The 14,694-nt window shown below is 41.2% G+C and carries 5 protein-coding genes and 2 pseudogenes; 1 reads left to right on the top strand and 6 read right to left on the bottom strand.

The window, feature by feature from the left end:
* Positions 1-17 precede the first annotated feature (17 nt).
* The 4 genes and pseudogenes from MKY16_RS11830 to MKY16_RS11815 all read right to left on the bottom strand — a co-directional run bounded on the left by MKY16_RS11830 (position 18) and on the right by MKY16_RS11815 (position 11,372).
* Positions 18-8,657 carry a non-ribosomal peptide synthetase/type I polyketide synthase gene (locus MKY16_RS11830; protein ID WP_340955418.1) on the bottom strand — a complete coding sequence of 2,880 codons (8,640 nt, stop codon included), beginning with the start codon at positions 8,655-8,657 and terminating at the stop codon, positions 18-20.
* Positions 8,650-9,558 (bottom strand): annotated as a pseudogene (locus MKY16_RS11825) (aminotransferase class III-fold pyridoxal phosphate-dependent enzyme); the annotation flags it as partial. The pseudogene MKY16_RS11825 and the gene MKY16_RS11830, both read right to left, overlap by 8 nt.
* A gap of 491 nt (positions 9,559-10,049) precedes the next feature.
* Positions 10,050-10,358 (bottom strand): hypothetical protein, encoded by a 309-nt coding sequence (locus tag MKY16_RS11820; RefSeq protein ID WP_185156378.1) that lies wholly within the window; start codon positions 10,356-10,358, stop codon positions 10,050-10,052.
* Between the two features lie 543 nt (positions 10,359-10,901).
* Positions 10,902-11,372 (bottom strand): Wadjet anti-phage system protein JetD domain-containing protein, encoded by a 471-nt coding sequence (locus MKY16_RS11815; RefSeq protein ID WP_029515261.1) that lies wholly within the window; start codon positions 11,370-11,372, stop codon positions 10,902-10,904.
* A 139-nt stretch (positions 11,373-11,511) separates the two neighbouring features.
* On the opposite strand from MKY16_RS11815, the pseudogene MKY16_RS11810 reads away from it, so the two are divergent.
* A pseudogene (locus tag MKY16_RS11810) lies at positions 11,512-11,845 on the top strand (transposase); the annotation flags it as partial.
* Here MKY16_RS11810 and MKY16_RS11805 read toward each other — a convergent pair.
* Positions 11,845-12,309 carry a hypothetical protein gene (locus tag MKY16_RS11805; RefSeq protein ID WP_029515263.1) on the bottom strand — a complete coding sequence of 155 codons (465 nt, stop codon included), beginning with the start codon at positions 12,307-12,309 and terminating at the stop codon, positions 11,845-11,847. The pseudogene MKY16_RS11810 and the gene MKY16_RS11805 sit on opposite strands and share 1 nt — an antisense overlap.
* A gap of 1 nt (position 12,310) precedes the next feature.
* Positions 12,311-14,686: a site-specific integrase gene (locus MKY16_RS11800; protein ID WP_340955416.1), complete on the bottom strand. Its 2,376-nt coding sequence runs from the start codon at positions 14,684-14,686 to the stop codon at positions 12,311-12,313.
* Between the last annotated feature and the right edge of the window lie 8 nt (positions 14,687-14,694).

The following is a 14,694-nucleotide window of genomic DNA, read 5'->3' as shown; positions in this document are numbered from 1 at the left end:
TCTCTTTTAATTCCTATTTATAGATTTTCAATCATGCTTAAAATTTCTTCGATTTCCACTGTATCGTTAAGTCTATTTTTAATACTTTTTGCTATTGCCGAAATTGTAGGACCCATAAACACTTCTTTTAATGCAAATTCTATGTCAAATTCTTTATGAACCCTTGATACAAGATTGGTTGCCTTTAATGAGTCTCCTCCTAATTCAAAGAAGTTATCATTTACTCCAATCTTCTGGACTCCAAGGATTTGGCTCCATATCAGTACAAGCTTCTCCTCAATTTCACCGAATGGTGCAGCATAGTCTACCCCTGTATTAATATTTCCATCAGGGGCAGGCAGGGCATTTCTATCTACCTTGCCATTCGCTGATAAAGGCAGTTTTTCCAACTGTACAAAATATGAAGGGATCATGTAGTCTGGCAGATCTTTGGAGAGATACTCCCTTAATTCCGGTATTGTCAATTCACTTTCTCCAACTATATATGCACAGATGTACTTGTTCCCTTGGGGGTCTTCCCTTGTTGCTGCCACAACTTCTTTTATTGAAGAATGTTTTAGAAGCTGAGCTTCTATTTCTCCAAGCTCTATTCGGTATCCGCGGATCTTAACCTGATGGTCTATTCTGCCCAGGAATTCGATATTCCCGTCAGGCAGCCATCTTCCCAGGTCTCCTGTTTTGTACAGCCTTATCCCCTTTTCTTCTCTGAAAGGATCTTCAAGGAATACATGGGCTGTTTTTTCAGGGTCATTTAAATAACCCCTTCCTACACCTGTTCCAGAGACGCAGATCTCTCCTTTTACTCCGATAGGGCACAGGTTCATGTTTTTATCTGTTATATATAGATTCATATTTTGTATAGGCTTGCCTACAGGAATGTTCTCTCCTTCATGAGCAGCTTCCATAGTATATAGAGTAATATCGTCCGCTGCCTCTGCAGGTCCGTAGGCATTAACTACTTTAGTATTTGGACATAGGTCAAACCATTTCCTTACTATGCCGGATTTTACGGTTTCTCCCGTTATCAGCAAGTAATGAAGTTTTTCCAGTTTATTCCCTGTGTTTTCCACATACTCAAGCATTAAAGCAAGGTATGAAGGTACCACCTCAAGGACCGTTATGCCATCTTCTATGATCCGATTCGTAAACCTTGCAACATCCTTTACTATTTCATCTGGATAGATGATAATTTGAGCTCCTATGGTTAGGGCTGCAAAGAACTGCCATACAGATACATCAAAGTATTGAGGCGAGTTCTGGGATATTATGCTGTTGTTAGTTATACAAAGTTCCTTTATTTCCGCATGGATGTGGTTTATCATGCCAAGATGCTCTATCATAGCTCCCTTTGGTACACCAGTTGAACCAGATGTATATATAACATAGGCCAAACTATTTATGTCTATATCTAGATCTAGGTTTTCGCCACTTTCAGCCTCAATCTCTTTTTCACACTGGTCAAGGTATATAATTCGGCCTTTATAGTTCTCACTAAGCTGCTGGGTCACATAATCTGATAAGGTCAACACATAGGCAGCTTTAGATTCCTTAAATATATCAAGCACCCTTTGTGTAGGGTATTTTGGATTTACAGGTATGTAAGCCCCCCCTGCTTTCCATATACCAAGTACCGATTCTACAAATAAGGGTCCCCTCTCCAGCATGACAACTACGGCTTCTTCTCTACCAGTGCCAGCCTTTAGCATGTACCTTGCTATCCTGTTTGCCCTTTGGTTGATCTGGCCATATGTAAATCTACGGCCTTCATACGCTACTGCTATATTGTCTGGACGTACTTTCGTCTGCTGCTCAAACAGGTGGTGTACCGTCAGGTGATGTTCAAATTCAACCTTCGTATCGTTAAAGCCGTATATTATTCGCTCCTTTTCTTCTTGGGATAACATATTGATTTCTGATAGTTTTTTTTCAGGGTTTGAGGTTATCTCTTCAAGGATATTAAAGTAATGCTGAACAAGCCTTTCTACCGTCTCCTTCTTAAACAGACGTGTAGCATATTCCATCCATAATATTATATTATGACCATCTGGTATCAACTGGAATGTTAGGTCAAATTTTGATGTTTTACTTTCAACCGGATATTTGGAATACTTTAATTCACCACGATGTTCCATAATATGCTCATCAGAAGGAACAATATTAAACATAACAGTAAATAAAGGATTTCTGCTTGAATCTCTCTTTACGTTAAGTTTTGTCACAAACTGATCAAACCTGTATTCCTGATTTTCATATGCTTCTAAGGAGCTTTCTTTTACTTCTTCCAAGAACTCAGTAAAGGCCTTATTTCCCTCTGGGAAATTCCTTAATGCCAGGGTATTTATAAACATCCCCAGTATTCTTTCAGTATCAAAATGAGTTCTTGCCGCTATAGGAGTACCAATAATTATGTCTTCCTGTCCTGAGTATTTATACATTAGTGTATTTAATGCCGCAAGAAGTATCATATACACGGTGGCTCCTGTTTGGGAGGAAAGTACATTTAATTTATCCATCAAATGACTGTCTAAATCAAATAGCAACCTATTTCCTTCAAAGCTTTGAAGGACAGGCCTAGGATAATCTGTAGGCATATCAAGGATAGGAATTTCACCCTTGAACCTATTAAGCCAGTATTCTTCCTGCTTTTTGTAAACCTCAGTGCTAAACAAGCCATTCTGCCACTGGGCAAAATCCTTATATTGCACCTCCATTGCCGGAAGGCTTTCACCACTTAATATAGAAACTATTTCATCAAAAGTCCTGATTATTGAAGTTCCATCCGAGACTATATGATGTACATCAAGCAAAAGTATTTGCCTGCTAGCATGGATTTCTATAAGACCTACTCTTATTAAGGGTGCTTTGCTTAAATCGAACGGTCTTACAAATTCATCGATTATTTTCTCTACTCCGTCTTCCTCAGACTCAAAATATTCTATAGTAAAATCAACTTCATCTTGTATCCTTTGCACAAGCTCCCCATCAATCATCTCAAAGGATGTCCTAAATGCTTCATGCCTTTGTATCAATGTTTTTAATGCTTCCCCAAGGGCAACCCTTTCAATCCCACCTTCAAATAAAATTCCCACAGGTATGTTATACCCAATGTTGTTACCCTCAAGATTATTAATGATATACATCATCTTTTGTGCAGATGAGGTTTCATAGTACTCTTTTTCAGAAACTTTAGGTATTCTTTCAAGCTCAGCCTTACCCATATTTAGGGAACCCTGTTCTGAAATCTTTCCCGATTCGTATAGCTTTGATATCATTTGCTCGGAAAGATCGTATATGCTGGAACCCTTAAGAAGTTCTACTATGGAAACAGGTGTTTTAAAGGCAACCTCCATCCTGTTTTTTATTTCGGTGGCCATTAATGAATCCATCCCAAAAACAGTTAGTGGTTGTTTGGTACTTAGATCCTCAGGATTATAACGCAAAACCTTCGCTACTATTGTTTTAATATGCATTTCAACGATATTCTGCCTGCTCTGTATTGGAGATGAAATAATATCCTCCAGGATATCAACATCCACCTTTGATTTATTTATATTCTCTTGTTGTCCTGACTCATCTTGCAAAAGAGTTTTAAGCACATGTGGAGAACTCATGGGTGAGAACCATTTTTCCCCAAACGTTTGCCACGAGAGTATAGGTAGAACCACAGACTGTGCAACAGCTTCTCCAACAAGGTGCTCCATAGCCCTAATTCCCTTTTCTACCGTTACAGATTCTATGGATTTTTGTATATAATACTCCGGATCACGTTCCATAAACCTTGCAGCCATTCCAACCTCTGACCATGGTCCCCAATTGATACTCAGTGCAGGAAGTCCTCTCGATAAACGATAATGTGCAAGTGAGTCCAAAAAGGCATTCCCAGTTGCATATGCTCCCTGGCCTGGTGAACCAAATACAGAAGCAACTGAAGAAAATAAAATAAAGAAGTCAATAGGCCGTCCCTCTGTCATACGGTGAAGGTTCCATGCACCATTTACCTTAGGCGAAAGGACCCTATAAAAAGTCTCATCTTTACTAACCTCAAGAAATTGATCATCCGTAATACCAGCAGAATGTACAACACCTCGAATAGGAGGCCTTTCTTCCTTATCAAAATCTTTAAAAAATCCAGCAAGCTTTTCCTCATCAGTTACATCCACTGATCCAATATATACTGTTGCCCCCTGGGACTCCAGCTTACGAACAAACTCAATCCTCTCTGCAAGGCTGCTGCCTGGCTCTACATTGTTCCATTCAGAACGTTTTGGAAATTCTCCGCGTCCAAGCAGTACCAGATGTCTTGCTCCCTTGGCAACCATCCACTGGGCTGTAATCATACCTATGCCACCAAAAGCACCTGTAATAACATAACTTCCATCGGGGCGAAGATGTACGGGTACTTGATGCTGCATATCAATCCGCAGTTTATCGATTCTTGCTGCAAGTCTATTCCCATTACGGAAAGCAATTTGGTTCTCTCCATTACCTAAGACTTCTTTTAACAGCATTTCCATTTCACCCGCATTGGCCTCTATGTCAAGGTCTACAAGGCCTCCCCAATTTGAAGGCAACTCATGGTAACCTATGACGGTGCCAAGGCCCCATACCAACGACTGTAAGAATGCAGAATTTGGAGTAGCCCTGTTGATCATTTGGGCTCCTCTTGTAATAACCCACAGCTTAAAATTTAATCCCAGATTTGTGGTTGCTTGTACCAGGTGTTTTAATACAAACAGGTTTTCAAAACAAGCTTTTTCTATAGCTGTATTGCTAACTTCCTGGATCTCAAGGATATTGAGGCTCCACATATATACAATACCTGTTAGCTTCGTTTTAATTTTTGAGAATTCATCAAACAACGCTCTAAGATCCTCAATGCTTCGAGGGTTTATATATATCTCACGCTCTTCATACTGCCAACCAAAATCCTCACCAGGATATACCATAAAGCATTCTTCTCCCCTTTTTTCAAGGAGATTTGCCAGTTCTTTTCCTGCTGCTTTATGATCCACAAAAATAAGCCATGCTCCAGAGTTAGCAGCAGCTGTGCGGGTATCAACTTCTTCACTTTTTAGAAGCTCCCAGTTTATCTCATAAAGATAATCCTTAACTCTTCCAGCATCAGACCCTCCACTATTTCCAAGTTCCTTAGTTCTTATGCCCAGTATTTCGGCGATTAGATTTCCGTCCTCACTATATAGACGGATGTTGGCGTTCAAATTATTATCTTTCCTATCTACCAACTGCGTATGACAAAGCATGACAGGCTCCGGCCTTCCATAAAGCTGCACCCTGTCTATTCCTACAGGTAGGAATGATTGGCCTTCGTTATTTTCATCTTCATTAAGTGGTGCAACTGCCGCAATGGTAACCTGGAAACAGGCGTCCAATACCGCCGGGTGAAGACCGTAGATAGAGCTATCAATCTCCAGTATTTTAGGGATCTCGATCCTGCCAAGAGCTTCGTTATCACCTTTCCATATCTTGTCTATACCTTGGAAATAAGGACCATAATGGAAACCCATTTGATAGAAGGTTTTATAACATACTTCTTTTCCGTATTCTTTGGTACAATTGCCAAGTATTTGAATCAACTCATCTTTAGCAGTGATCTTTATGTTTTGCCGTTTTCTTATTGTGCCGGATGCATTGCATGTCCAAGTCTTATCTTGTCCCGGTATCCTGCTTGAAATCTCGAATTTTGCGGTTTTTGGATCCAAAACCACCTGCACCACAGGTGATACTCCTTGATTTAAAAATAAAGCATTTTCAAACTTTATATCTTCAACTGTATAAAAACCCTCTCCAAAATAGCTTCTGGCACAAGCCATTCCCAGCTCTACATACCCTGCTCCGGGGAAAACTTCTATACCTTGTATTTTATGATCAGAAAGATACGTCATATAGGTAGTATTAAGTTCAATCTCCCATATAGGGCTGGAAGTTTTCAAACGGCGTCCTAAAAACTTGTGCTTATTTTTTCCCTGCCTAAATTCACTTGATTCCTGCGTTTCCATCCAGTATTTATCCCATTGCCATGGATAAAGAGGGAGACTTACAAACTCACCTTGGTACCGGTAAATCTTGTTCCAATCTATAGGGTATCCCAGTGCATATAGATTCCCTAAGTTCTCCAGTATTGAAACCTGTTCGTTTTCATTTCTTTTTATAGAGAACAACTTCTTACCTTCAACGTTTTTAGCTGACAGACAATCAGAAATAGAAGCTGCTAAAACAGGGTGAGGGCCCACCTCAATAAATAAGTTATAATTCAACGAAATCATTTCATACATTGCTGCTTCAAAACGTACCGGCTCTCTTACATTTTTATACCAGTAATGTCCATCACACTCTGTACCCGTCAGCATTTTCCCTGTAACCGTGGAATATATCGGTATCCCGGCAGGCTGGGACTTTATTCCTTTTAATGCCTCCAATAGCTCCTGCTCATATGGTTCCATTTGGTAACTGTGATACGCTACATTGACCTTTAAAAGCCGCGCAAAAACCCCCTTATCCTGCAACTGTTTTTGGATCTGCTCAAGGGCATCAGGATCACCTGACAAAGTTACCGAATTTGGGCTATTGATTGCTGCCATTGAAACACCTTTTATGTTCTCATCCAGCAGGGCCACAACTTCTTTTTCTGGTAAACCTACCGCCAGCATTGTGCCCTTGTTTACTGCTTTTTGCTGTGCACGGCTTCTGTGAATACTTACCAACATGGCATCTTCAAGGCTGTAAATTCCTGCAACATATGTAGAAGCCACTTCTCCAACACTGTGTCCTACCACCGCATGGGGTATAATACCCAAGGATTTCCATACTTCAGTCAAACCCACCTGAACAGCAAAATTGGCAGGTTGAGCAAACTGGGGCTGGTCCAGACGTGAATTCTCCTCATCGGCGAGAAGTTCCTCCAGTAGAGACCATCCAGCATACTGACGTGTAAGTTTATCGCATTTTTCTATCATATTTCTAAACACAGGGTCTTTTTCAAGGAGCTGTCTGCCCATAGCCCACCATATGGGCCCCATACCTGTATATACAAAAACAGCTTTATTGTACTTTCCTGCCTCAACATTTCCCGCAGACATCCCCTGGCGTGCTTGTCCTTTAATATACGCTTCCAGGTTTCCTGCAAGTTCTTCCTTTGAAGATGCCGAAACTGCTAGTCTATAGTCATGATGGGTGCGCTTTTTGCTCATCATGCTTCCAATATCATATAAAGAAATACTTTCTCCACTTCCATTAATAAAATCAACATACTTTTGCGCATAGTTTTTTAGCGCCTTTTCTGAGCGCGCAGATATGGGAATCATATATGGCCATCCGGTATTTACATTAACTTCAGGAGTACCCTGTTTTTGGAGATCTGTAGCTTCCTCCAAGAGGATATGGGCATTTGTTCCTCCAAAACCGAATGAATTTATGCCAACCAATGCGGGTTGCGGCAAAGGCTCCAGGGTCTGAGGAATTCGTATACATAAATCGTCAAAGGGAATTTTAGGGTTTGGATTCTTAAAGTGCAGATGTGGAGGTATTTGCTTATGCTTTATGATTAGTGAAGCTTTTATCAGTGCGGCAACTCCTGCAGCGGCCTCAAGGTGGGCAATGTTTGTCTTAACAGATCCGACAATACACTTTTTATCTTTTGGCCTGTCTGTTGAAACCACTCGTGCTATTGCATTAGCCTCAATAGGGTCTCCAACCGGAGTGCCGGTGCCGTGAGCTTCAATATATGTTATATCTGAAGGTGATATTCCTGCCTTTTTGTATACCTCCTTCATTAAGTTTTCCTGAGCCTGCCCGTTTGGAACAGTAATCCCGTCTGTGTGGCCGTCCTGGTTTACACCCGATCCACTTATTACGGCATAAATCCTATCTCCGTCTTCGATAGCATCTGACAGGCGTTTTAAAACCACAACGCCGGCTCCTTCTCCTCTTGCATAACCGTTTGCACTGGAATCGAAAGTTTTGCACCGTCCATCGGGAGATAAAAAACCACCCTTACTTTCCGCTATGGTATACTCAGGTGTAGCTATAACACTTACTCCGCCTGCTATTGCGAGATTACATTCATTATTCAATAAACTCCCGCATGCAAGGTGTGTTGCAACCAAAGAGCCCGAACACGCTGTATCTACAGACAAACTTGGACCTCTGAAATCATATATATATGAAATCCTGTTGGACAACATTGTCATCATCATACCCGTTGCCGAATGTGTATCTAAACTTTCAACCGATTCGTTTTTAAATTGTATTGCTTGATAGTCAAGGGTGAAGCCCGCTACAAAGACACCGGTATTGGTTCCTGCTAGCTTGGCCGGATCCAAGCCTCCATCTTCCATTGCTTCCCATGATGTCTCCAGCATCAGTCTTTGCTGTGGATCAAGAAAGGCCGCTTCCCTTGGAGAAATACCAAAAAACAAAGGGTCAAACTCATCTATTTTATCTAAAAATCCACCATGACAGGTGTAATGCTTGCCTGGCTTTGATTTGTCAGGATCATAAAACTTTTCTAAATCCCAGCGGCCTTCGGGTAAATCGGAAGTCATATCTTTTCCCGCAGTCAATGCTTCCCAGAACTCCTCAGGCCCCCTTATTCCTCCTGGCAAACGGCATCCTATTCCTATAATGGCGATTTTATCCATAACTTTCGACCTCCAATACTTTATTTATATTCTCTTGAATAGCTTGTCTGATAATTGAACAACCCTGCTGCAAAAGTTCAAGCTCGATGGTTAACGGAGGCATAAGTTTTATAACACTGTCTTTTCTTCCTGCGCTTTCGATGATTAAACCGTTTTGGTAACATTCCTCTACTACTTTTTGCGTGATTCGCTCATCCTCCACATTGGAAAAATCAATACCCCAAATCAAACCTGCACCCCGAATGGTCAGGCCCTTATGTAATGACAAAATCTGCTTGGTTAAATATTCTCTTACAAATGCTTCCTTATATTTCACAGACTGTTCCAAATTATTCATTTCCCAATATTCCAACGCAGCTGTAGCTCCAATGAAAGCAAGCTGGTTTCCCCGGAACGTACCGTTATGCTCACCAGGCTTCCAGACATCAAGTTCCGGTTTCATCAGCAGAATAGACATGGGAAGGCCATACCCGCTGATTGACTTGGAAAGCAGTACAATATCAGGGATCATCCCGGCACGTTCAAATGAAAAGAACGGTCCGGTGCGTCCGCAGCCAACCTGAATGTCATCGCAAATCAGTAGAATACCGTGTCTGTCGCTAAGTTCCCTCAGCCTGAGCATCCATTCGGGTGAAGCTATATTTACGCCGCCTTCCGCCTGAATGGTTTCAAATATAATAGCCGCCGGTTTTTCGATTCCCGAGTGACCGTCGTTTAGAACGGCTTCCATGTATTCAATAGTATCGAATGAGTCAATTGGACTCTCGGAGTATGGGAAAAAGGTAACATCGGATAATGCTATGCCGGAGGAAGATCTTTTCTGAATGTTGCTGGTAACAGCCAGACTCCCCAGCGACATTCCGTGAAATCCTCCCATAAACGCAAATATACCAGTCCGTTTAGTGAATGGCAGTACCAAGATACGGAAAAATTTCTTCCCCAATTACTTCATGTCTTGAGAAATAAGTGATGAGTCTTTCGTATCCGTATTTATCCTTTATGTGTTCTTTTAAAAAGTCCTGATCGATCATGTTTACACTCAATGATAATACAGTAATATGAAAATAATTCCAATAGGTCATAAGTTCTACTTTACTTGAAATTTTTATCAGGCTGGAAATCTTAAAATGAGAGCAACGTATTATAGCAAGGAAGCCACCTACATTTTTTGAGCGTGTATCGGGTTTGTAGAAGTAAAAAGGTATCCTTCTAATAAAAACTTCTTTAGTTACAGGTTGGTAAGCAATATTATCGTCAACGCTCCACTACCCGCCGGATATATATCGCTAGCTCCAGAAGTTTGGGCTTACCGGACGCGCTGGGGTTATGGCGGCAGCCGCAGGACCGATCGATGAGGATCGGACGGATTGACGCGGCATCAATGCGTCAAAGTCAAGAGGCCGCTGAAGAGCTTTCGTAAGCTTTTTTCTGTTGCGGACGGAACCACGAGGCAGCAAGAGCGAGTAGAGAAGTCCCTATTAGTGCGATGATGACCCAGCGGTAACCGTGAATGACGAAAGCAAAATCAACGGCAGAAATCACATTGTTCTTTCCGGAATACAGCACGTTCTTCAGGTGGGCTGGCAGCGCTGCGCCGACGATGGTTAAAGAAAGAGCCGTACTCAGCACTTGACCCAAGTTATATAGCATGGACCGCAGTCCATTCGCCACCCCGCGGCTTTGCTCCGGAACGCTTGACATGATCTCCGTCGTATTGGGGGTAAGGAATAAACCGGTCCCGACCCCGATTAACAACATGCCGCAAGCGGTGACCCCGTAAGAGAAATTTCCACCGACCACGAATAGGAGTAACCGCCGGTGTCAGCACACGATCACGCTTTGATCGCTTGCTGTAGCCGGGAACTGAGAATGTAGTCTGCAACTGGCTCTTCATCCCCCATTTAAATAAGCCGCCAAGATACCCAGACGTTACCTTGCTCTACACCAACCTGGTAACAACCTTGTTTCCTTGATCGGCCAGTTACGGATTTACTTGCATTTTTATGGTAAAAATAGAAGGCTCAATTTTGATTTTTGTCCCAGTCCAAGAAAACAACTAATAACAATAAATGAAAAAAGCCGCAAAAGTCGCGGCTATTGTGAAATACACTGTCAATACAAAGTATTACCACGAATCTTATAGAATTCGGCAACAACCAGTGGCTGAAATACAGTTTATAATAGTATAGCTTCTTGCTCTAAACGCTTGCCCGTACACAACATCTCTCGAATTAATCCGTGAAACTAGGAATTATCCGTGTTTTCCAGTAGCTGCTCCAATTTGACTTGATAATCTGCAGTGAAGGTTTCTGCCCAATCCAAATGCTGATGGAAAGTAGTCTTATCCATACGATAGGGTCGTAGTTGTGGAAACACTGATTTTTGCAAATGCCGGAATATTTGGAACCCTCCCCAATCGATGTCGCCCCAAAACTGAACTTCAATCTGAAGACCATTTTTATCAAATTTATCTTGGATTTGCCGAAGAAAAAATCGTTTATCCGGTCCTGGAAAACTTCCAAGATAAACAACAATGATCTTCTTCTCTAACAAATTACCAATTCTCGATAACGATTGGATATATTCATGAAATACAGTTTTATTTCCAATGATAAGAATGCGTTCAGCCCTCAAATCTATCACGCGGCCTGCTTTCATTAATTGCGAGTGAACCGTCACACCAAAGAATAGTCGCTCCGGGAGAGATTCACCCATTTGTAATTCAATTCCGTACAAGGCTTGAAGTAACAATTTAGTTTGGACATAATCTTTACTTCAACTGAGATAAATTTGTCAATACTGACTACTAGATCAAAGTTGGAGGAATAAGCACATGGTGACCTGAAGCGGATTATTGTCAAAACAAGAATTACGTCAATTCGTAAAAGAGCATAATTTTCAATCGGCAGAAGATATTCAATGGACATTAAAGGAATTATTTGCAGATGTACTTCAAGAAGCATTAGAAGCCGAACTGGATACGCATCCCGGTTATGAGAAACATGATGTAAAAACAAACAAACGAGAAACAGCCGCGACGGCTACAACAGTAAGAAAACCGTAACCTCCGAATACGGTGATGTAGAATTTGAACCTGTAGTCGTGAAGAAAAATCAAACGAATGTGACCGGCATTGAGGAGCACATATGTATGCGAAGGGTATCAGTACACGGGACATTCAGGATCATTAGAATAAGTCAATATCTCCGAAACGCTGGCTGATTAATTCTCGGTACTGTCCGTTCTCTATGCGTAATTCGTCCAAAGCATCTTTATACGTACTTATAAGCTGTGTTAAATGAGTAACCTTGGCTTGCAATTCCCGGTGCTCCTGGGCTACAATCTCAGGACTTGTAATCGTTGGTTCTCCTTCAGAGGCCGAGTCTAGGATTAATTGTATTTCCTCATTCAATTTGGTGAACCATTTTTCCAAATATTCCTTATAGGAACCCGTCCACAACATTCGCGAGCTTTTCAATCTGATTCGCGAGCTTTTCAATCTGATTCGCGGGCGTTTTGCAATCATATCGTACACATCTGATTTTGAAAGACGCGATAATCGCCCCTTTTTGACATCATTTAAAAGCTTTCTTTTTACTTGTGCACATTCCCATGCCAAGTCGCTGCTACTGAAAGAAACCGGACGAGCCAATTTACTTTACCTCCCCACTTAAAATATAACAAAGCACTTCTGCATTAGTTGGATTAGGCTTCTCTTTAGACTGTTCACGAAAGTATGCCTTTGCTTTCTCAAAGAGCAATGAATGCAGTTTTTTCGCCTCATTTGGCGGCATTTTAAATTTATTTACCCAGAGACTTCTTTCTGTTTTGTTCAACCGTTCCTTTATATCCTCAGCCTTCTGAAAAACCATTTTTCGTTGTCCTGTGGACTTGAAATTTTTCTCTGCATCGAGACAATAGTAATAATGCAACATTTCACGAAATATGTCGGCCTTGTGCGCATCTTCTGTACCCTCATCAGGACTATAATCATCACATGCTCTACAATGCCCGGGTGTATGACCACAGTTTAGCAAGACATGTGCATTACAATTATGCGTATAACCACCTACGTTAACCTCGTGTAACTCATCTTCCAAATCAATAACTTTACCTTGGAAACGTGGTGATTCCTCTATAATTTTCTGGGTTAATTTATATGCTTCATCTAGCTTTTGAGGCGTGACCTCAAACTTAGATGAAATTTCGGTTATCTCATCAATGGCTACATATTCAGTAGACGAAATTCCAGCCCCTTCTGTCTTATCAGCATCCTCCCCTTCCGGTTTCTTTCTCCAAACGCCTTTTTGAAGTAGATGACCAAACTTTGCAACTTCTTCTGCAGGCATTGTTTCCGTATAAGGCTTTTTTGAGGAAGGATGACTATGTCCTGCCTGCCTCTCTAGTAGCTCATCATTGTCTCCTAAGATACGCCGATAAGTAAGATGGAGCGCTCTTAGATTATGGGGTGTGAAATATGGCTTCCTAAGTTCAGACCATAACTTCGATTGATTGCGAGTTAAAAAATTATACAGTCCGCTAGTTCGTATAGGGCCATCATTATGTTTTGAAGCCAGTAAACGAAGTTCCGTAAGGCCATCCCCACCCCACTCTCTTGGAAAAAATATAGGTTCTGATGGGGCAAAATGAATCAATTCGTTAAACCATCTTGCAGCATCGCTCTTCACTAGAGCGTGATGAACCCATTCATAGCCGTTTCGATCGGGTTGATTGCGAATGGTCTTGGTTTTGTGAAAACGAATCCAGGAATTATCCTGCGAATCTATAAATAAAGCATTCTGAAGCAAATTAACTATTTCATGAGGCCTTGCTGCAGTTGATAACATCAACAGGCAAGCCCGCCTATGACGAAAGTCCATCAGAATGTTCTCGTTAATTAAAGGAGTTTGATCGTTCATTAAGGTCTGCACAAGAATATAAGCTTTGGACATACTAAATACTCGTCCATGATCTTTTGACATAACACGTCTAGGTCTTGGCATAATCCGTTCTATGTTGTATGAAGCATTTGTAGTTCTTATAAGCCACCTAAGCCAATGTCGAAGCGCCACTCGGAAAAACGTCTTATCTTCTTGTCCCTTCATCTGGCCAAAAATCTCTGTGTATACTTCTGATATTGAATTCTCGCTTATGTCAGTAAGACCTTTTGATCGACATTTGATTGCAAAATACCGGATGTACTTGACTATCGCTTTCCAATAATTTATGCTGATAGTTTTTTTACCGTATCTGAAAAGTAAATTTCCTTCATCGTCGTAATAATCATCAGTTATTGAATTATTCACACGTTGCCTCAAGTAAGAAAATGCAAAGGTATAGAGACTCTCCTCAAACGGCGTTTGGGTTGGATATATTCCCGCGGCTATCCAGACACTTCTTTCCGCTTCATCGCAAGGTATGACCGGTTTATTTTCAATCAAGGAATCTGTTTCTTTAGCTAACATCTTACCTAGGAGGGTTAAACTACTTCTATGATATTTAGCGATCTTACTTGCTTTTGCTAATACAGAGGAAGTAATAATATGATTACCCTCTAACCCTTCCTTAAGGGCGTAACCTGCGAACCATAAGCAAACTACAGTTCGAAGCAAAGGAATCCTTTTCTTTGCCTTTTGTAGTTGTTTTTCGCTATCCATCGGATACAATACCGGATAGTATTTATCGTAAAGCGCATCAAAGTACTCAAAATTCGGTAACTCGGGAAAAGGAAATTTATTGAATCCGGTCTTGGTTGGAAATACGATCTCTAAAGGCAAACTGATCCGTTGTAAAAAGGCAAGCAGTAATACGTAATCTCTTTGGGTGCCGGGTAACTTGAAAAATATTGTGGGTTGTACCAAATCCGTTAAGGAGCTTGATAAAATAGGTTCAACCCGTCCCCAAGTCTCTGCCGATCTGTATTGTTCATACTCCGATCTTGTCAGATGCTCTCTACTCTCGAATTGTCCCTTTCGCCTTACAGTAATGGGTCCAAATCTCAGGGATTGCCAAGCTAATATTTGCGACACGATTTCAC

It is taken from the genome of Paenibacillus sp. FSL L8-0641 (assembly GCF_038006265.1).
GTDB classification, from domain to species: Bacteria; Bacillota; Bacilli; order Paenibacillales; family Paenibacillaceae; genus Paenibacillus; species Paenibacillus polymyxa_D.
Note: the sequence above shows the minus strand (reverse complement) of the source record. Positions and strands in the feature narration are given on the sequence as shown.

Coding starts and splice junctions, on each gene's coding strand:
- MKY16_RS11830 (WP_340955418.1), bottom strand. CDS start 8,657: ATGGATAAAATCGCCATTATAGGAATAGGATGCCGTTTGCCAGGAGGA.
- MKY16_RS11820 (WP_185156378.1), bottom strand. CDS start 10,358: ATGTCAAGCGTTCCGGAGCAAAGCCGCGGGGTGGCGAATGGACTGCGG.
- MKY16_RS11815 (WP_029515261.1), bottom strand. CDS start 11,372: ATGGGTGAATCTCTCCCGGAGCGACTATTCTTTGGTGTGACGGTTCAC.